Raw genomic sequence first — 19,731 nt, 5'->3', positions numbered from 1 at the left:
TTTATTTTGTGTGCATTTTCCGCGCGTAGACATGGTTTGTAGGTACTTTACAGTTTGTGATTAGGCGGCCAGCGTCCACTCAGGCATCAGATGCGCTGGTGAATGCTCCGTGCTGGCTGGTGGATAGCCTAATGCCACCAGCCAGTCAGTCGGCGCATCGCGCATCCCGCTCAGATGCAGCGGGCTCTGACCTTTATGCTTCCCACGAGTAAACACACGATGGTTGTGCCAAACTGCCAGCAACGCCAGCATACCGTTTGTCAGCCTTCGCCGCACCGCCAGATGTGGGCGCAGGATGCTATGCCACCGCTCCACCGCGCTCGAAACCTGCACCGCCTCCTGCCAGGCTGTCAGCAGCACTCGCGCCGCCGCACGCCAGTCCACTGGCACCGCCGCTATCACCTCCGCATCGGTCCACGCCAATTCCTTCCGCCTCAGCCAAGCCCATCCCAGCAGCGCTTGCCGCTCGGCTGCCAGCACTCCACTCAGCTCCTGCTGCACCTGCTGCACCTGGGCACCAAAACTCAGCAGCTTTGGCATTTGCCTCCGAATGCGGCGCGCCAGGCGCCCCAGTTCGGCCTGCTGCTCTCCCGCGCTGCTTTCTGCCAATTCGTCCAACAAGCTCAGCAGCGCGTCCAGTTCGTCTTGCCGCTCGGCCAAGCTCAGCAACCGCTTGCGCCCGACCACCACCACCGCCAGCAATCGATGCAACTCGTCGGTCAAATAGGCCAGCGCAGCGACACCATCGGTCGCTGCCGCCAATTCCTGGCTGTGGCTCTCAAGCGTGCGCTTGGTCGGCCGACCGCGCTGACGTGTCCCAAGCTCGAGGCAGGCAGCTTGGCGCTCAACTGCCGCTGTACGCGCGTGCATCTGGCTCAGGCGGCGCTGCAGGCGAGCCTGCACCAGCGAGCAGGCTTGGAACAGATGCCAGTGGTCGAGTTGCACCAGCACATCGGGCGTGACGTGCTGGCAGGCACTGTGCATGGGTGCGCCATCGTCCATCACAACCCGCTCCCATCGCAGGCCACGCTCCTGCAAGCTCCACAACAGCAAGGTCCAACTCTCGGTATCGACCGCCAGCGGTCCTTCAGAGGCCCAAACTGCGCCGCTGTGCACATCGACCACGTTCAGATAGGCGGCTCGACCGTGAGCGGGAAAGATTTCGTCGAGCGCCAAGGCGCGAGTGGAAGAAGGAAGGTGCGTGTGCATCCAGGTCAGAGCGCGCTGCTGAGCCTGGTGCAGGACTGCGACGATGGTGGGCAAACTGAGGCCCTGTCCGAGCAATTCCTGGGTCGCGGCTTGAATGCCACGCTGAGAGGCATGCGCGATCCACAGCGTCAGAATGTGGCGAGCGCTGGAGCGGGCAGGCGCGTGAGCAGACGGCGGCGAAAAAGGCAGCCGTGATGGCGCGTCGGGCGTGCTCGCGCCAAGCATACAAGGTCGGGCGCGAGACGTGATGTATGCGGCTGAGGCGTGTCACGATACCATACTCGCCTTGATGTGCCAGCAGCAGCGCTGCGGATTGTGCACGCATCTCGGGCGTGCTAGGATGTGTGCGACCCATTGGGTTCTCCCTAGTGATTGGTTGTGGTTGGCCCTTCAACCATACCACTAGGGAGTTTGTCTGTCAGCAGGCAGGGAAAGACTGTAAAGCTGGCTTGGTCTGCCTGAAACCATGTCGTAGCGCGGAAAATGCACACAACATGAATGCTGCCGCAGGCAAAATGGCACAGTATTGTACTGCGAAAAGCAGAATGTTTTTTTGGCGAAATACGAAAGACGAAGGACGAACGTGTTCGCCCTTCGTCTTTCGGCCTGTTTATTGAGGTTTTAGGGTAGTGAAAGGCATCGGTGCGCATCGCAAACCCTAACCCCTAACCCCCAACCCCTGCGCTGAAGGCGCACTTAGCCATTCGACTCGCTTGGCACGATCAGGCCGTAGTTGCCGTCCTCGCGGCGGTACAGCACGTTGATCTCGCTTGAGCTGGCATCGCGAAACACAAAGAAATCGTGGCCCAGCAGCTCCATCTGCTCAACCGCCTCGTCGCTGAACATGGGCTTGACCTGAAACTCCTTGGTGCGCACAATCCGCGGGTTGCGGGTGTCTTCGGCCACACCATTGGTTTCGGGCTGCGCCTCGATGATCTCGCCGCCCTGACGGCGCAGCTTGCCGCGCCGCCAGTGCTTGTCCTTGTAGCGCTGGATCTGGCGCTGGAGGTTGTCGGAAACAACGTCGATGGCGGTTGTGAGGTCGGAGGCGCGCTGCTCGGCGCGCAGCAGAATGCCGTGATCGCCCACCAGCGTCACCTGGGCGCGGTGGGTGTTATTATCGGTGCGGCGCTGCTCTTCAGCTACCTCCACCGTCACTTTGCTGATAGTGTCGAGGTAGCGTTCGAGCTTGCCCAGCTTCTCCTTGATGTAGGTCTGGTGGCGATCCGAGACTTTGCCAGTGCGGCTCTTGACGATCAACTCCATGGTGCTTTCCTTCCCAACCGGCCGGCGGGGAGCCAGCCGATACTGTGAGGTTGCAGCGGCGCCGTTGCCTGCTGAATGCACGAAGCCCCCAGCCGCGCAAATGCGACCGAGGGCCTGAAGCGACTAGCGAGAAGGAGCGATTACCCGCACGCAGTACCCACGATTGATGCAAACGCTGTGTGCCATACGTTCGCCTTTCTCTCGCGGCGGCTGCGGGTTGCCCTCGCCAGCCGCTCATGGTTTCATGCACCGCCATTGTACTATGCTGCGGGGCGACATGCAAGGCGAACTTGGTGGCGATACGCTAACCCGTGGTAGCGGCGGCCTGCTGCTCGAGCAGCGTGACGCAGGCGTAGAGCGCGTTGATATGCGGCGTTGGCACGCCCACCAGCCGCCCCAGCTCGGCCACTGCGCCCACCAGCGCGTCGATCTCGGTGCGGCGGCCAGCCTCGATATCTTGCAGCATCGAGGTTCGGTGCGCGCCAACGTCCACCGCCCCGGCAATGCGCTGCTCGATGCTGATGCCGAACTCGACGCCCAGTCGCTCGGCTACAGTTTGCGCCTCGGCCATTGCCGCCGCCGCCAGCGCGCGCACCGCCGGGTGCGCGCCAATCTGCTCAAGCGTGGCGCGAGTGAGCGCGCTGATCGGGTTGAAGGCCAAGTTGCCCCACAGCTTTACCCAGATCTCGTTGCGGATGCGATTGCGAATGGGCGCTTTCAGCCCGGCGCGGTTGAACATCTGCGCAATCTGTTCCAAGCGCGCCGTCTTTGCGCCATCGAGCTCGCCCAGCGAAAAGCGGTTACCCTCGATATGACGCACCACGCCCGGCCCGGCCAGCTCGGCGGCGGGGTAAACCACGCAGCCAATCACGCGCTCGGTTTCGATGTTCGCCAGCAGCGCGCCGCCCGGATCGACCGACTCGACCATCCGACCGTCGTAGGGACCGCCGTGGCGCTGGAAATACCACCACGGAATGCCATTCTGCATCGGCAGCACAACCGTGCCGTCGTGGTAAAGCGCGCGCATGGCGGTCGCGAGCGCGGGCAGGCTTTGCGCCTTCACCGCCGCGATCACGAGGTCGTGCGGGCCGGCGGCGGCCATGTCGCTGGTGGCAAGCGCGGGGTGGGCTATTTCACTGCTGCCGTCGGCATGGTCGAGGCGCAGGCCGTGCGCCTGAATGGCGGCGAGATGCGCGCCACGCGCAATCAGTGTCACGTGCTCGCCGGCCAGGGCCAGCCGCGCGCCCACGTAGCCGCCAATCGCGCCCGCCCCGACGATGCAGATCTTCATTCGTGCCCCTCTGACGGATCGAAGGAAAAGGCTTTACACTGCCACCGGCTCGTCGGCCAGCGTGCGGGCCGCCAGCGCCGCGCCAATAATGCCAGCCTCGTTCAGCAGCTGGGCGGGCACAACCGGCGTGCGCACGGTGAGCAAGGGCAGGAACTTCGCGTGCTTCTTGCTGATGCCGCCGCCAATAATAAACAGGTTTGGCGAGAAGAGCGCGTCCATGCGCTGCAACACTTCGTCGAAGCGGCCGGCCCACTGTTTCCAGTTGAGTTTCTTCTTCGAGCGCGTGCGATCCGAGGCGCGGTGCTCGGCTTCCTTGCCGCGAATGTCCATATGCCCGAGCTCGGTGTTGGGCACCAGCTTGCCGTCCACAAATAGCGCGCTGCCAATGCCCGTGCCAATGGTCAGCAGCATCACCACGCCCTTCACGCCGCGCCCCGCGCCATATTCCACCTCGGCCAGGCCAGCCGCGTCGGCGTCGTTCAGCACCACCGCCGGGCAATTGGTCGCCTTCTCGAACAGCTCGTCGGCGTTGGTGCCGATCCAGGCTTGATCGACATTGGCCGCGCTGTAGGCCACGCCATTCTTGATGATCGCCGGGAAGGTGCAGCCAACCGGCCCGTGCCAGTCGAAATGGCGCACCAGTTCGCCAACCACCTGCGCCACCGCATCCGGCGACGAGGGCTGTGGCGTGGGAATGCGATGGTAGGGGCTGATCAGCTCGCCCTGCGTGATGTCAACCGGCGCCCCTTTAATGCCCGACCCGCCAATGTCGATGCCGAAGATGATCATACGACCTCCGCGTCTTTGCGCTATGGCTCTTCCCAGCGAAAGAGCGTTCTTCCAGGGCTGTGTACAAGATGTGTACCAAGAAACCGAGCGGCGGCAGCCCGAACCCGGGTGCCGCCGCTCAAGCGTGGAGCTGCGTGTGGCTAGGCGCGCCCGTACACCGGGATGCTCGCGCCGCTGATGATGCGCGCGGCCGGGCCGGCCAGAAACACGATCACATCGGCAATTGCTTCGGGCTTGACCCAGCGCCCGTCGCCAGCGGTTGGGTCGTTTTTGCGGTTGCTCGGGGTGTCGATCGTGCTGGGCAGCACAAGGTTGGCTGTGATATTCTGGTCGCGCAGCTCGGCGGCCAGCGCCTCGGTGAGCTGCACCACGGCGCGTTTGGAAGCAGCGTAGGCGGCCAGGTTCTTGCCCGGCTGCGTGGCAGTGCGCGTGCCAACGTTGATGATCGCGCCGCCACCACGCGCCAGCATGTGCGGCACGGCGGCAGCGCACGAAAGCACCGCGGTTTTGAGGTTGGTGTCGAGCTGCTGCTGCCACAGCGACCAGGCGGTTTCGTGCACGGGCTTGCCGCCGCCAAAGCCGCCCGCCACGTTCACCAGAATGTCGATGCCGCCAAGCTGCTCGGCCGCGCCAGCATACGCCCGCGCCACTGCCGCTTCGTCGGCCAGGTCGAGCACATCCCCGCTGAGCGGCGCATCTGCGCCAAGGCCAAGCGACCCGCGCAGCGCGTCGAGGTCGCCGGCTTTGCGATGCGGCACGAACACTGCCGCGCCCGCCCCGATCAGCGCCGCAACGACAGCCGCACCCAGCCCGCCGGTTCCGCCCGTCACAATCGCGACCTTGCCGTCGAGTGCGCCCATAGCATTCTCCATAGTATTCAAGAATCAGAAGACAGGCATCAGAAACAACAATTCTGACTCCTGTCTCCTGCTTCTACGACATCGGCACCTGCGGGACGATCATGCCCGCGATGCGCGCGAAAATTTCCCGGATCGAGTGGCCGGTGATCGTCAGGCCATGATTTTTCAGGCCAATCACCGCGCGCGACGGATCGGGCGCCTGGCGCACCAGCTCGGCCACTTCGCTGGCCAGCTCGTAGGTGCCGCACGGGTAGTTCACCTGCGTGGAAGGGATCGGGTCGCGCCACCAGGCGTGGATGTGCACAATTGCGCCAACGCTCGGGTGCTCGCGATAGATCATAAAGTGCTCGATCGCATCGACCGAGACGCGGCGCGGCTCGATCGCGGGCGGCACGCTCAGGCGCATCGTCAGCGTCTCGGGCTCGTAGCCCGTCACCAGCAGAATATCGCGCCCAATCGTTTCGAGCTTGCTCTTATCCACGCCCGACGCCGACATCCAGAATTTCGACGCGTCGTGCGCGGCGCGCGCGCTCAGGTTGCCGTAGCTCAGGCCGCCGATGCCATACAGCCGCTTGACATGGCGCAGATCGCGCTCGTTCAGGAACTCGTGGATCGGGAAGGCGGCGGGCAGCAGGCCCATTGCGTCGAGCTGCGTGCCGGCCCAGCTAATCTGGCGCGTCTGCTCGTCGCCGTTCCACAGCGACTCGGGCAGATCGGGCACATAATCGTTGTTGATCACGAGGTGGCTGCATGCCAGCGGCTGGATGCGCTCGTAGATCTGTTCAAAAAACATTTCTTCGTCGCCAGTGTCGCGCACCACATAGTGGCCCTGCTCAATGGTGATAAAATGGCTTTCGAGCACGCCATCGATGCGCGTGTTGAACACCACCATATTCGACAGCGAGCGCACCAGTACGGGGTAGGCCGCCTTCATCACCTGGCGCTCATTGTTGGGCCCTTCGACGATGGTGGCGACAAAGGTGCCCTGCCCGCGCCGGTGCACCGGGCGCGGGCGGTCGATGTCGCACAGATTAAGCACCAGCCGCACCGGGCTGTCGGCCGCGCTGGCTTCGCCCTCGCCAGAGCGGAGCTGGTGCCCCTGCTGGGCCAGCACAGCCTGAAGCTGCGTGGCAAACCAGTGAACAAAAGGAGCGGTTGCGTCGCCGGCCGTGGTGAAGCTCAGGCGCTCGTCGGAACCAAGCGCGGGTTCCGCTAATGGTGACCAGGTTTCTTGGTGCATGGCACATACCTCGAGCGATGATTGATGGAAAACAGCAAGGCGGAAGCACGCCTTTGTGGATTTGGATGCGGCCACAGCATAGCGGGAAGCCGCGCTTCTGTCAAGTTTGGCGGCGGCTCTGCGAATGGCGATATTCCCTTTTGTAGTGAGACATGCGCGTTATGCGAGAGCTGCTGCGCATACACGTTTGTGCAACATTTTTCCTCGCTACATGAGTATAATAGATGCAACCCGCGAAACTTCAGCCGTGATGCACGTTTGGCTGGTGCCTGCCAGCCGAGGAATATAGAAGAAGGACACCATGCGTCATCGATTTTGGGCGGCGCTGCTGGTAGCTGCGCTGGCGCTCGCAGCGTGCGGTGGCACGACCACCACCACCACGACTACGGCGACGGTGCAGCGCGGCGACTTGACCCAGAGCGTGAGTGGCAGCGGCCAGATCAAACCGGCGCAGGATATCGACCTGAGCTTTGGCACCGCCGGCACGGTTGCGCAGGTGCTGGTGAAAGAAGGCGACACCGTGCAGCAGGGCGCGCGGCTGGCGGTGCTGGAAACCAGCGACCTCGATCAGCAGGTGCTGCAGGCCGAAGCTAACCTGAAAAGCGCGCAGGCATCGCTGCAAAGCCTGAACGACGGCCCGAAAGATACCGACCTGCGCAGCGCTGAGGCACAGCTTGCGGCCGCCCAGGTGCAGCTCGATCAGGCGCTGAAAGGCAATGCGCGTGGTACCGACGTTGCCAGCGCGCAGGCGCAGCTCCGAGCCGCCCAGGCCGATCTGGCCGCGCTGAAAAACCCCACCGCCGCCGACCTGAGCGCGGCGCAGCTTCGGCTGACGCAGGCGCAATCCAGCCTGCAAAGCACGCGCGACAACGACTCGGCCGCCAAAACGCGCGCCGAGGGCGACCTGAGCAAGGCCGTCGATGCGCTGACGCAAGCGCAATCGCGCTATTCCAGCGCGCTGCAAAACTGGCAGTATGTGCAGGACACCGGCAACGACCCGGTGCAACCCACGCGCACCAACGCGCAGGGCAAGGCCGTGGCGAACACCCTGAACGACGCCCAGCGCCGCCAGTATTACGATACCTTTGTGCAGGCCGAGGCATCGCTTCATAGCGCGGAAGAAGCCGTGCGCCAGGCGCAGGTGGCTTTCGACAATGCCCGCCAGAAAGAAGTCGCCGACATTCCGCTGGCCGAGGCGCAGGTGGCCGATGCCCAGCGCCAGCTCGACGCGCTGACCAGCCCCACGCCGCAAAAGCTCGCCGCCGCCGAGGCAAAAGTGGCCCAGGCGCGCGCGCAGCTCACGCAGCTGCTGGGCGGCACCAAAAACGACGCCGCGATTGCGCAATCGACGCTTGAGCAGCGCCAGGCCGCGCTCGACGCGCTGAAAGCGCCGCCCACTGAGGCGAACCTCGCCCAGGCTGAAGCGAACGTGGCGCAAGCCGCTGCCAGCCTGGCCAAAGCGCGCCTGAGCCGCCAGCACGCCGAGCTGAGCGCGCCCTTCGCCGGCACAATCGCCACGGTGACTATCAAGCCCGGCGACACGGCCGGCAGTGGTGCCAGCGCCGCAATTTCACTGGTGGATGACTCGGCCTTTCATGTGGATGTGAGCATCAGCGAGGCCGACCTGGGCAAGCTCAAAGTCGGCCAGGCCGCCGAGGTCGAGCTGGATGCGCTGCCCGGCCAGCGGCTGGAAGGCACGCTCGACTATATCGCGCCGACCGGCACCACCGAGCAGAATGTCACGACCTACCTGACGCGGGTGACGCTTAAGCCCACCGAGCAGCTGCTGCGCGTGGGCCTGAGCGCGGCCGTGTCGATCATCATCGACAAGCGTGCGAACGTCATTCTGGTGCCGAGCGGCGCGGTGCGCGAAACCGACAGCGGCCCGCAGGTGCAGGTCAAGCGTGGCAACGACACGGCGCTCGTGCCGGTGAAGATCGGCCTGATTGGCGACAGCGACACCGAAGTGATTTCGGGCTTGAATGAAGGCGACGAGGTCATTCTGCCCGGGCCGCGCCAGCGTACCGGCGGATTTGGGCCGGGCGGCTAGATGCTGTCGCTGTGATCGTTCGCCCGGCAAACGTTGGAGAATTTCATGCAAAAAGCTGAACATATTCCGGCAGTGGCCGCCCCACGGCGCGGCTTTCGGCTTGTGTCGGGCAGCAGCCTGTGGGAAAGCCTGCGCATCGCGCTGACCAGCCTGCGCGCCAACAAGCTGCGCACGGTGCTGACCATGCTTGGCATCATTATTGGCGTGGCCTCAGTCGTGGCACTGCTTGCAATTGGTAATGGCGCGCAGGCCGCGATCACCAGCCAGATCGCCAGCATTGGCAGCAACATCCTGACGGTCTTTCCCGGTCGGCAGCGCGGCCCCGGGCCGGGCGCGCCCGCCCAATCGCTGACCCTGGCCGACGCCGATGCAATGATGAAGCCCGGTGTGCTGCGCGGCGTGGTGGCAATTGCGCCCTCGTTCCAGGGCTCGGCGCAGATTGTGGCTGGCGCGAACAACACCCAGTCGAATGTGGTAGGCATTACGCCCAGCTACTTCACGGTGCGCAACCTCACGCTTACGCGCGGCGACTTTATTAGCGACGCGCAGGTGCGCGGCCAGCGCTCGGTGACGGTGATCGGCAGCAATGTCGCGGAAGACCTGTTTGGGCTGGCGAACCCGGTTGGGCGCACACTGCGTATCAAGGGCCAAACCTTCCAGATCATTGGCGTGCTCGAATCCAAGGGCGGCGGCGGCTTCGGCTCGATCGACGACCAGCTGTTTGTGCCAATTGGCGTGGCCCAGCAAAAGCTGTTTGGCGCGCGCAGCGCCGACAACGCCAGCCCGCGCATCTCGAATATCAGCCTGCAAGTCGATACCGCCGACCAGATGACGGCAGTTTCCGACCAGATCGCGCGCGTGCTGCGTCAGCGCCACCGGCTCAAAGCCGACGGCACGGAAGATGATTTCACCGTCTTCAATCAGGCCGACGTGCTGTCGTCGCTAAACCAGATCACCTCGGTGCTGACGGCCTTTCTTGGCTCGATTGCCGGCATCTCGCTGCTGGTGGGCGGCATTGGCGTGATGAATATTATGCTGGTGAGCGTCACCGAGCGCACCAAGGAAATTGGCCTGCGCAAGGCGGTGGGCGCGCGCCGCCGCGATATTCTGCAGCAGTTCCTAATCGAGGCGCTGGTGGTGAGCCTGATGGGTGGCATCGTTGGCCTGCTGATCGGCGTCAGTATCTCGTTTGCGGTGGGCCTCACCGGCTTAATCACGCCGGTGGTGACGCCCGGAGCGATGCTGCTGGCGCTGGGCTTTTCGATGGCGGTGGGCCTGTTCTTTGGCATCTACCCGGCGCGGCGGGCGGCGCGTCTGCGCCCGATCGAGGCGCTGCGCTATGAGTGAGGCCCATGCTATACTTGGGCAGCGCCATACAACAAGGAGAGAGACGCTATGTCATTCGCTGGGTTGAGCCAGCAGCCGCTGGTTATAATAATTATCGGCCTTCTACTGATTGTGCTTGTGTTTCGCATCATCAAGGGTACTATCCGCCTGGTGCTGACGCTGGGCGTGATAGCGGTCGTGGCGTATCTGGTGCTCAACGCACTGCGGTAGCACATTTCTATGATGTGAGAAGCTCGAAAATCGAGGATATCCACAGATTACGCAGATTACGCAGATGAAGAACGCTTAAATCACAATCTGCTGCATCTGCGTAATCTGTGGATTATTTTACTCTGGTGTCGTGCTATGGGAGAAAATATGCCGCTGATCGATATTCAAAACGTCGCGAAAGTCTACAAAATGGGCGATGTCGAAGTACACGCCCTGCGCGGCGTGTCGCTGACGATTGAGGAAGGCGAGATGGTGGCGATTATGGGGCCGTCGGGCAGCGGCAAGAGCACCCTGATGAATATCATGGGCTGCCTCGATCAGCCGTCCAGCGGCACCTACCTGCTCGACGATGTGGATGTTGGCAGCCTGAACGACGACCAGCTCGCCGCGATTCGCAATCGCAAGGTCGGCTTTGTGTTCCAGCAGTACATGCTGCTGCAGCGCACCGACGCCCTGCGCAATGTTGAGATGCCGCTGCTCTACGGCGATGGCCGCGACCGCGCCGCACGCGCGCGCGCCGCGCTGGAGGCGGTGGGCATGGGCGAACGTCTGCACCACAAGCCCAACGAGCTTTCTGGCGGCCAGCAGCAGCGCGTCGCAATCGCCCGCGCGCTGGTGACCAACCCGCGCATTATCATGGCCGACGAGCCGACCGGCGCGCTTGACACCACGACCGGCGAAGAAATTATGGGCATCTTCGAGCGCCTGAACCGCGAGCAGGGCATGACGATCATTCTGGTGACGCACGAGCCCGACATCGCCGCGCACGCCCGCCGCGTCATTCACGTGCGCGACGGCGTGATTGCCGAAGACGCGCCGCACGCCGCGCCCGTCGCGGGGTGACAGGGTGAGCAAGTAGTTTTGAGTGCTGAATGTTGAATGTTGAGTTTTGCTGAACTTGCAGCTCAAAAGAGGGTCTGGGGCTGGGGATTAGGCTTGCAACCTGCGAACCTGCAACGTTCCAACTTTCAACCTGCAGACCCGTAACCCTCTGTGCCTCCGTGGTGAAATATTCGGTCGGCAGCTGGCTGTATCTTGCAGCCGGCAACCTGCAACTCGAAAACCTTTGCGCCCTTTGCGTTCTTTGTGGTTGAATAGAATGCCTGCCACTTGTCATTTGCCGCAATCGTCAATCGCAAATCGGCAATCGTAAATCCCTTGTCCTTTATGCTATAATCCCCGCATTCTTCCAGCCCGCCCAGCGGAGATTTCCCAATGATCGCATCAATTCGCGGCACGCTGCTGTTTGTGAGCGTGGATCACGCCGTCGTTGAGACGGGCGGCGTGGGCTTTCAGATCTTTGCGCCGCGCAATGTGCTGGGCAGCCTGGGCGAGATCGGCAGCGAGGTGCGCTTCTACACATACCTGCACATCCGCGAAGACCTGCTGGCCCTCTATGGTTTCGCATCCACCGACCAGCGCCACCTGTTCGAGACGCTTTTGGGCGTCAGCGGCATTGGCCCAAAAGTCGCGCTGAGCTTGCTTTCCTCCTCCTCTTCCGACGAGCTGCGTGCTGCGATTGCCGGCGGCGACACCGCCCGCCTTTCGCGCGTGCCCGGCATTGGCAAGAAAACCGCCGAGCGCCTGGTGCTGGAGCTGCGCGGCAAGCTCGAAGTCAAGGGCGGCGCGCCGATTGTGGGCGCAACCCCGGCGGTCATGGCCGCCAACGCCGAGCTGGCCGAAATGCTGGTGAGCCTGGGCTTCAGCGCCGCCGAAGCGAATGCCGCCATCGCCGCCCTGCCCGCCGACGCCCCGCCCGCCGTGGAAGATCGCCTGCGGCTCGCGCTGCGCTATTTTGGTGGCGCATAGCTGCACTCGCCTGACAACCCAAAGCCGCGCCGGTCTTTCTGAAGCCATTTCGCAATAAAGAGTGTCTTGCATTACGAGCAGGCGTGGTATATACTGCCCGCGTACGCATCTCGGTGTACCACACAAGCGCATTGCAGAAAAAGGAGACCGGCATGGCGAACTCAGAAGCGCGCCGCGTATCAACTGGCTGGCTTTCGCGCAGCGCCGACGGCCCGCGCGACACAAGGCCGCTGTTTGTGCAGCTGCCGCTCCTGTGGAAGGCGATGATTCTGACGTCATTCCTGATCAATTTGATCCTGATCGGCGTGATCGTCGGCGGGCTCTTTTTTGTGTGGAAGTGGCAGCCCGAGCTGGGCAATACACTGCTGAACGCGCAGGGCTTTGCGCGCGGCAATGTCGCCGAGCTGCGTGATGTGGTGCAGCAGCTGCAGGCCGCGCATATCAAAACCACCATCCCGCTCGACCAGCAATTGCCGCTGAAGGGCAAGGGCGTGGTCGTGCCAGTCGATCAGCAGACGCAGGTGACGCTCACGAGCGATGTGCCGCTGAACCTGGCCGGTGCGGATATCGACCTGGGGGCGGGCAACCGCCTGCGCGCGCAGAATATCAGCCTGGTGCTGCCGGCCGGCACGCCGCTGAATATTGCGCTGAAGATGGATATTCCACTCGATAATGTCACGATTCCCATTCGGCTGGATGTGCCAGTCGATATTGCGATGGCCGACACCGAGCTGGCCCCGCAGTTCAAGCGCCTGGGCAACGTGGTCGATCGGTTGGTCTACCCAGTGCGCGATGTCGTTGACCTGCCTGATGTTGACAAGCCCGCGCCGCCGCAAGTTCCAAAATAGGGCGTGACAGAGCCGTAAATGCGCGAACGTTCGGGGGTGGCACTGCCGCCCCCGAACTTTTTTTGTAGCGAAGTGCAGAAGGATTAGCCACAGAGTACACCGAGAACACTGAGTTTGAGTTCCATACTCAGCGGCAGTTCGGCTGAGTTCACGACGAAGCTTCTGTGCAACCATTTTATCCTGCGCGGTGTATGCTGAATTGATGGGAGAGAGGAACGTTAGGGAGCAAAAACCTGCTGACTCCTGACTCCTGGCCCCTGACTCCTGCGCTATAATGCGGGCCTTGCCACCATGACAGGGAGAAACGATCATGCAGAAACTCATTCTCTGGGATATTGACGGCACGCTGCTGTATAGCGGCGGCGTGGCCGGCGAGGCCATGCGCGCCGCAATGGGCCGCGTGTATGGCCGCGAATCGACCGAGCAGCGCCATTCCTACGCCGGCAAAACCGACCGCCAGATCCTGCTCGAAACCTTTGCCGACCTGGGCGACGACGCGGTAAATGCATCGGTTGATCGTTTCACCGAGGCATATATCGACGAGCTAAGCACGCGCCGCGACGAATTTCTGGCGCGCTGCCGGGTGCTGCCGGGCGTGCTCGAGGCGCTGGAGCGCGTGGCCGCAACCGGCGCGGTGCAGTCGGTGCTCACCGGCAACTTGCAGCCAATCGCGAAGATCAAGCTTGACCTGATGGGCCTCTCAGACAAACTCGACCTGAGCGTGGGCGCATATGGCAGCGACCATCACCGCCGCGCCGAGCTGGTGCCGTTTGCGGTGCAGCGCGCCGCCCAGCGCTATGGTCACACGTTCACGGGCGGCAATGTCGTAGTGGTTGGCGACACGCCCAACGACATCGATTGCGGGCGCGTGGCCGGCGCGCGCACGCTGGCCGTCGCCACCGGCCCGTTCAGCGTCGACGACCTGCGCACGCACGCGCCTGACGCTGTGCTGCCCGATCTGACCGACACCGACGCGGTGATGGCGGTGCTTTTTCCCGAACTATAAGAGTTCATAAAGAAATCACTGCCTCAGCGCCGCATCCTGAGTAAGCCGTAAGGCTGTATCGAAGGGTGCGGCTGGCCAGCGTATTCTTTTATGAACCCTAAACTGAGCGCAAGCTGATAGTACGCAGCAATACGTTAGGCGCTTCTTCACCATACGTTCAGCATACGGCCATTCTGCTGAAGCAAACACAGGCATACAATCGTCTCAGTAGCATTGGGATTGAAAGGAGATGCTATGAGACTACCTGGCTTTGGGGCGCGCGCTGCCGCCGCCCTGGCCGCGCTCACGCTGGCGGCGCAGTCTGCCCATGCTGCGCCGTTCGACGGGCGGCGCGGCGAGTTTGCCGATGCCGCGTTTCGCAGCGTGTGGGCGCGCACCGACGACGCGAGCGTGCGCGGCGGGCGCAGCTGGTACTGGGGCCCGCAGCCCTGGTTCGACTACGCCGAGTTCTACCGCGAGGGCGTGAACGGCCTGCGCACCGTGCAGTATTTCGACAAAGCGCGCATGGAGATCAACAACCCGAACGAGCGCAGCGTGCAGGGCGGCGCAACCAACGGCCTGCTGGTGGTCGAGCTGGTGTCGGGCCACCTGAAGAAGGGCAACGACCCCGCCGATTTCGAAACGCGCCCGCCCGCAGCCGTGCCGGTGGCTGGCAACCCCGCTGCCGACAACCCGAACGGCCCGACCTACGCCGCCTTCGCGAATATCGCCACCTACGACAACAACGGCTACCGCGACGCCAGCCGCCTGGGCCAGCCCGTCAGCGCCTCGCTCGACAGCGCGGCAAACATTGCCTTCCGGCAAGACCTGGCCGGCGCGCACCCCGAGACGGCGATTGCGCAGTACAACAGCAACACCGGGCACAACATTCCGCAGATCTTCTGGAACTTCATGAATCAGTCGGGGACGGTGCTGGAGGGCGGGGTGGCGCGCACGCGCCCGCTGGCCGACTGGCTGTTCGCCATGGGCCTGCCAATCAGCGACGCCTACTGGGTGCGCGCCAAAATCGGCGGGGCTGAGAAAGACGTGCTGGTGCAGCTGTTCGAGCGGCGCGTGCTGACCTACGTGCCCGACAACCCGGCTGGCTTTCAGGTGGAAATGGGCAATGTCGGCCAGCACTACTTCCAGTGGCGCTACCCAAACCTCGGCCAGCCCTGGGCCGCCAGCGACCCGCAGCCGCCGCTGATCTTCAGCTCGAATTTCTCGAACCGCCAGTATTACGAGCTGTTCGCCTACCAGCCGGGCGGCAACATCCAGCTGACCGGCAACCCCATCCACCCGGCGACAATCCCCGGCACGAACAGCACCGCCTACTCGTTCCGCCGCAGCTTCGAGCCGACGCGCCAGTGCCTGCTGTACGACTCGCCGGTGATTGGCGGGCAGGTTCGCAAAATGTACCAGCTGCCGATACTGAGTTCGGGCTCGAACGGGGAGGGGCTGAATACCTGCCAGCCAATGGAGCTTGCCTACCCCGAGCCGTCGATCAACGCGCCGCCGGATATTGCCGCCCAGCCGGGCAACGACACCAGCCCAAGCCTTGCGCCCGACGGCACGAAGCTGGCGTTCATCTCCGACCGTTTTAGCGTGGCCGAGCTGTTTCTTGCGCCGGTTGGCGGCACGGCCGCCACGCGCCTGACGGACGACCGCTGCGTGAGCGCGCACCCCGGCTGGAGCCCTGACGGTCGCACGCTGTTCTGGGAGCGGCAGTGCAGCGGCAGCCACGCCACCCTGATGCGCGGCGACCTGCGCTATGCCGACGACGGCAGCACCAGCCTGCGCGCCGCTCTGGTGAACGTGCGCGAGCTGACCGACCCTGCGGCAGATAATCGCTTCCCACGCGTTGCGCCGGGCGGGCGGGCGATAGCCTTCACGTCGTATCGCGATGGCAATGCGGAAATTTACACCATGGACACGAATGGCGGGGCGGTGCGGCGGCTAACGAGCAACGCTGCCGAGGATGAAGCGCCGACCTGGAATGCCAATGGCAGCCAGATCGCTTTTGCCAGCAATCGCGACGGCGACTACGACATTTTCATCATGAATGCCGACGGCAGCGGGCAGGCCCCGCTCACGGGCGGCAGCGCCGACGACCGCTGGCCCTCGTGGGCGCAGTAGGGAGAAAAGAAGCCAAGAGTCAGAAGTCAGGAGTCAGGAAGCTAAAACTTCTGACTCCTGACTTCTGACTTCTGACCCCTGCGTCATTATTCTGCGGTGCGCAGCTCGGCCACCAGGCGCGCGCCGCCCACAACCTGATCGATGCACAGGCTGCCGCCCAGCAGCTCCAGCGTGCGGCGGCTCAGTTCCAGCCCGAGCCGCGCCAGCGCGCTGCCACGCCAGATCTCGTCGCCGGGCTGCGCGAGCGTGAACAGGCCGGCCTGCGTGGTTGCGCCAAGCGCAACTCCTGGCAGATCCAGCGTCAGGGTCAGCGTGTCGGCGGTGGGGTAGGCGGCGAAGCGCAGCACCTGCGCTGGTGCCATTTCCAGGCCAAAGATCAGCATGCCGGCCACAGCGCGCCGCAGCCACTGCGGGTCGGCCCAGACGGCGGGCAGCGCGGTGCTGGACACATCGGCCAGGAGTTGCCCGCTGGTGATGAGCTCTTCAAAGGGCAGCAGCGCTTCTTGCAGGCAGGGCGCGGATCGTACCGCGCCGCAGTGCAATTCGATCTCGCCGGTTTCGATTCGCGCCAGGTCGAGCATGCCATCCACCAGGCGCAGCAGCCGGTAGGTATTGCGGTGGATGGCACCCAACGCTTCGTGCTGCTCTTCGCTGGCAACTGGCCCCAGCACCCCTTCTTCATACAGCTCGGTGAAGCCCAGAATCACCGTGATTGGCGTGCGAAACTCGTGGCTGATTGTGTCGAGGATGGCGGCGCGCGTGCGGGCGGCGCGGCTGGCTTCGTCGTGCAGCAGGGTTTGCACCAGGCTGATGCGCGCCAGCCCGGCCAGCACCTCGGTGGCGGGCTGCGCCGCCGCGTCTACCACGCTGGGCGGGCCGGCCACCAGCAGCGCGCCAACCAGGCCCTCGGGCGTGCGCAGTGGCACAAGCGCGGCGGCAGAAGCCCCGGTGCTTGCCAGCAGCGCGTGGGCCGGCGCGAATTGCGGCTCGGATTGGGCGTCTGCGCTGAGCAGCGGCGCGCCGATTGCTTCCAGGCCGGGCCAGAGCAGGCGCTGGCCAACCCATTCGCTGGCCTGCGGGCCGTGCGCCGCGCGAATCTGCAGCTCGGCGGTGGCTGCGTCGTAGCTGGCGATCAGCACCAGGGATGCGTTCAGCAGCGCGCCGCCGCGCCCAGCCAGCTCGGGCAGCTGCGCGGGGTCGCCGCTCACCGCCACCAGCTCGGCAATGCGCTGGGCATCGAGTGTGATCGCGGCGGCAGGTGGCTCTTGCCCGGTGGACGATGTGAGTGCGCCCAGTTCACGCATATGCATTGTGGCGTAGGCCGGCGCGGGTGCTGCCGACAATTTGCCTGACATCAGGGTAAAACTTGCCAGAATGAGCAGGCTTGCCAGCGCCAGATTGGCGAGAAGCAGCTGGGTGGCCATAGCAGGCAGAACAAGTGCGCACGCCAGCGCGCCGACGAGGAGAGCCAGGATCGCCCACAAAGGCCATGCGACGGCCCGAACGCGCGGCATGAGCGCCAGCCGCTGGCAAAGACGATGCTTCATACACACACCCCTGAATATAGCCATTCCGGGTCGCTGGCGGCTGCGTTGAGCGGGCAGGGCGCCACCAGATTCCAGAGAAAAGGACAGGCAGTCTAGCACTAAAAGTCACATCCGAATAGCCATGGTAGATGACAGCACGATGACTCTCGCCCATGAATTTTGCCATGCAAAATATCGCATGGGTTAACATAAACGCTATTCCGCAGGCTTTTTTGCGTTTCTCTGGCAAACTGCCGACGTTGCAGCCAGGCGCATGTTGCGCTATCATCCGCCGCTGCACCGTCGAAGAGCAGGAGAAACACCGTGCGACTTATTCAGGTGGGAATGGGCGGCTGGGGCCGCGATTGGGCGCGTATGATGGCGCGCAACCCCGATGTGGCCACGCCGGTGGCGTATGTTGATGTCCAGCCGGCCATGCTCGAGGCGCTTCAGCAGAACAACGGCGTTGCGCCCAAGCTGTGCTTCCCCACGCTCGACGCGGCGCTGGCCGCCACCGACGCCGAGGCCGTGCTGGTGACGACGGCGCTGCCGGGCCATGTGCCGGTGGCGCGCGCCGCGCTGGCAGCCGGCAAGCATGTGCTGGTCGAAAAACCCTTCGCGCCTTCGGTGGCCGAGGCGCAGGAATTGGTAGACTTTGCGGCGGCGCAGGGCCGTGTGCTGATGGTCAGCCAGAACTACCGCTTCTACCCTGCCGTGCAGGCCGTTGCCGCGCTGGTTCGCGCGGAGGCGCTTGGGCCAGTGGGCGCGGTGCACATCCAGTTTCGCAAGTACGCGAACACGCAGCCGCCCGGCAACCATCGCCACTACACGCTGGCGCACCCGCTGCTGATGGACATGTCGATCCACCACTTCGACATGATGCGCTTTGTGCTGAACCAGGAGCCGGCCACCGTGAGCTGCCACGCCTGGAACCCATCGTGGAGCCATTTCGTCGAGCCGGCCGCCGCTTCGGCCACAATTGTGTTCGACGGCGGCGCGGTGGTGGATTACCAGGGCAGCTGGGTGAGCACTGGCACGCCCACCATCTGGGGCGGCGCGTGGGAGATCGAGTGCGCCGAGGGCGTGATTGCCTGGACCGGCCGCAACGACGACTCGACCGACGCCGACGCGGTGACGATTCGGCGGCGTGGCAAGCGCGCCCGTGGCCTGAAGCTGCCGGCCATGCCGTGCTGGGATCGCGCGGGTTCGCTGGCGGCCTTTGCCGCCGCCATCCGCGACGGAGCCGAGCCGCCCGCCAGTGGCCGCGATAACCTGGGCAGCCTGCGGCTCATGTTCGCCACCATCGCCGCCGCCGAAACCGGCCAGGCGCAGCACATTGCGGGATAATGGGAATGGGAGATAGGGGTTGGGAAAAGGAATGCGTCTGCGAATGCTGACTCCTGACTCCTGACTCCTGACCCCTGTCTCCTGCGCAGATCACCGGGCGGCGCGGCGCGCTGCCTATTCGGAAGGGAGAAATTTTCGTGGAACATTCGCGCCCGGCCCGCCGCCAGCACGTCACAATCGCGGGCAACATTGGCGTTGGCAAAAGCACCCTGGTGGGCATTCTGGCAGAAGAATTTGGCTGGCAGCCCTGCTACGAGCTGGTGGCCGATCACCCCTACCTCGACGACTACTACGCCGACCGCGAGCGCTGGGGCTTTCACTCGCAGATCTGGTTTCTTTCGCAGCGCTACGAGCAGCACCTCGAAATTGCCGACACTCCCATTGCGGTGTGCCAGGATCGCAGCATTTACGAAGATTACGAGGTGTTTGTGAAGGGCCTGCTGGAGCAGGGCATCTTCTCGCACCGCGATTTCCGCACCTACCGGCGGCTGTTTCAATCGCTGACGCGCAGCATCACCCCGCCGACGCTGCTGGTCTACCTTCACGCCAGCGTGCCAACGCTGCTGGCGCGCATCAACGGCCGCTCGCGGCCCTACGAGCAGGCCATCCCCGCCGCCTACCTCGAACAGCTCAACCGCCGCTACGAAGAATGGCTGCGCCGCTTCGAGCTGTGCCCGGTGCTGTCGATTGAAACCGACCAGCTTGATTTTGCGCACGACGTAGCGGCGCGCCGCGAGATTGTCGAGATGATCAGCCAGGCGGCGGGCGTGCGTGGGATGAAGCAAGAGCGGATGATGCCGTAAACGGGGCGCGGCGAA

At 63.9% G+C, this 19,731-nt stretch carries 17 protein-coding genes; 10 read left to right on the top strand and 7 right to left on the bottom strand.

All coding sequences use genetic code 11. The features are described 5' to 3' along the window. Window positions 1-60: 60 nt before the first annotated feature. The 6 genes from M1P90_RS17060 to M1P90_RS17035 all read right to left on the bottom strand — a co-directional run bounded on the left by M1P90_RS17060 (window position 61) and on the right by M1P90_RS17035 (window position 6,655). Window positions 61-1,434, bottom strand: coding sequence for a hypothetical protein (locus M1P90_RS17060; RefSeq protein ID WP_483698218.1), 1,374 nt, complete (start codon window positions 1,432-1,434; stop codon window positions 61-63). Window positions 1,435-1,905: 471 nt separating this feature from the next. Further along, the gene (hpf, locus tag M1P90_RS17055; RefSeq protein WP_483704353.1) at window positions 1,906-2,475 is read right to left on the bottom strand and encodes a ribosome hibernation-promoting factor, HPF/YfiA family; all 570 of its coding nucleotides are present in this window, start codon (window positions 2,473-2,475) and stop codon (window positions 1,906-1,908) included. A gap of 304 nt (window positions 2,476-2,779) precedes the next feature. Continuing rightward, on the bottom strand, window positions 2,780-3,766 hold the full coding sequence (locus M1P90_RS17050; protein ID WP_483704351.1) for a 2-dehydropantoate 2-reductase: 987 nt from the start codon (window positions 3,764-3,766) through the stop codon (window positions 2,780-2,782). A 33-nt stretch (window positions 3,767-3,799) separates the two neighbouring features. Beyond that, entirely contained in the window at window positions 3,800-4,555 is a 756-nt protein-coding gene (gene ppgK, locus M1P90_RS17045; RefSeq protein WP_483704349.1) for a polyphosphate--glucose phosphotransferase, read from the bottom strand. 140 nt (window positions 4,556-4,695) lie between these two features. Beyond that, window positions 4,696-5,415, bottom strand: a complete 720-nt coding sequence (locus tag M1P90_RS17040; RefSeq protein WP_483704347.1) for an SDR family NAD(P)-dependent oxidoreductase — start codon at window positions 5,413-5,415, stop codon at window positions 4,696-4,698. Between the two features lie 73 nt (window positions 5,416-5,488). Then, window positions 5,489-6,655 carry a class II aldolase/adducin family protein gene (locus M1P90_RS17035; RefSeq protein WP_483704345.1) on the bottom strand — a complete coding sequence of 389 codons (1,167 nt, stop codon included), beginning with the start codon at window positions 6,653-6,655 and terminating at the stop codon, window positions 5,489-5,491. Between the two features lie 301 nt (window positions 6,656-6,956). On the opposite strand from M1P90_RS17035, the gene M1P90_RS17030 reads away from it, so the two are divergent. The 8 genes from M1P90_RS17030 (at window position 6,957) to M1P90_RS16995 (ending at window position 16,040) form a co-directional block, all read left to right on the top strand. After that, on the top strand, window positions 6,957-8,705 hold the full coding sequence (locus M1P90_RS17030; RefSeq protein WP_483704343.1) for an efflux RND transporter periplasmic adaptor subunit: 1,749 nt from the start codon (window positions 6,957-6,959) through the stop codon (window positions 8,703-8,705). A gap of 45 nt (window positions 8,706-8,750) precedes the next feature. Then, window positions 8,751-10,052: an ABC transporter permease gene (locus M1P90_RS17025; protein WP_483704341.1), complete on the top strand. Its 1,302-nt coding sequence runs from the start codon at window positions 8,751-8,753 to the stop codon at window positions 10,050-10,052. A 48-nt stretch (window positions 10,053-10,100) separates the two neighbouring features. Then, complete coding sequence (locus M1P90_RS17020; protein WP_483704339.1) at window positions 10,101-10,262, top strand: hypothetical protein; 162 nt, start codon at window positions 10,101-10,103, stop codon at window positions 10,260-10,262. A gap of 147 nt (window positions 10,263-10,409) precedes the next feature. Further along, window positions 10,410-11,105: an ABC transporter ATP-binding protein gene (locus tag M1P90_RS17015; RefSeq protein WP_483704337.1), complete on the top strand. Its 696-nt coding sequence runs from the start codon at window positions 10,410-10,412 to the stop codon at window positions 11,103-11,105. 372 nt (window positions 11,106-11,477) lie between these two features. After that, window positions 11,478-12,071, top strand: a complete 594-nt coding sequence (gene ruvA, locus M1P90_RS17010; RefSeq protein WP_483704335.1) for a Holliday junction branch migration protein RuvA — start codon at window positions 11,478-11,480, stop codon at window positions 12,069-12,071. Between the two features lie 152 nt (window positions 12,072-12,223). After that, complete coding sequence (locus M1P90_RS17005) at window positions 12,224-12,919, top strand: hypothetical protein (RefSeq protein WP_483704333.1); 696 nt, start codon at window positions 12,224-12,226, stop codon at window positions 12,917-12,919. Between the two features lie 310 nt (window positions 12,920-13,229). Next, window positions 13,230-13,925 carry an HAD family hydrolase gene (locus tag M1P90_RS17000; protein ID WP_483704331.1) on the top strand — a complete coding sequence of 232 codons (696 nt, stop codon included), beginning with the start codon at window positions 13,230-13,232 and terminating at the stop codon, window positions 13,923-13,925. 234 nt (window positions 13,926-14,159) lie between these two features. After that, complete coding sequence (locus M1P90_RS16995) at window positions 14,160-16,040, top strand: hypothetical protein (RefSeq protein WP_483704329.1); 1,881 nt, start codon at window positions 14,160-14,162, stop codon at window positions 16,038-16,040. Between the two features lie 86 nt (window positions 16,041-16,126). Here M1P90_RS16995 and M1P90_RS16990 read toward each other — a convergent pair whose 3' ends face one another. Then, window positions 16,127-17,587: a sensor histidine kinase gene (locus M1P90_RS16990; RefSeq protein ID WP_483704327.1), complete on the bottom strand. Its 1,461-nt coding sequence runs from the start codon at window positions 17,585-17,587 to the stop codon at window positions 16,127-16,129. A 303-nt stretch (window positions 17,588-17,890) separates the two neighbouring features. Between M1P90_RS16990 and M1P90_RS16985 the strand changes: the two genes are divergently transcribed. Together M1P90_RS16985 and M1P90_RS16980 are read left to right on the top strand one after the other, a co-directional pair. After that, on the top strand, window positions 17,891-18,913 hold the full coding sequence (locus tag M1P90_RS16985) for a Gfo/Idh/MocA family protein (protein WP_483704325.1): 1,023 nt from the start codon (window positions 17,891-17,893) through the stop codon (window positions 18,911-18,913). A 137-nt stretch (window positions 18,914-19,050) separates the two neighbouring features. Then, on the top strand, window positions 19,051-19,716 hold the full coding sequence (locus tag M1P90_RS16980; protein WP_483704323.1) for a deoxynucleoside kinase: 666 nt from the start codon (window positions 19,051-19,053) through the stop codon (window positions 19,714-19,716). Window positions 19,717-19,731: the final 15 nt, after the last annotated feature.

This window comes from Kouleothrix sp. 19917 (assembly GCF_057073505.1).
Note: the sequence above shows the minus strand (reverse complement) of the source record. Positions and strands in the feature narration are given on the sequence as shown.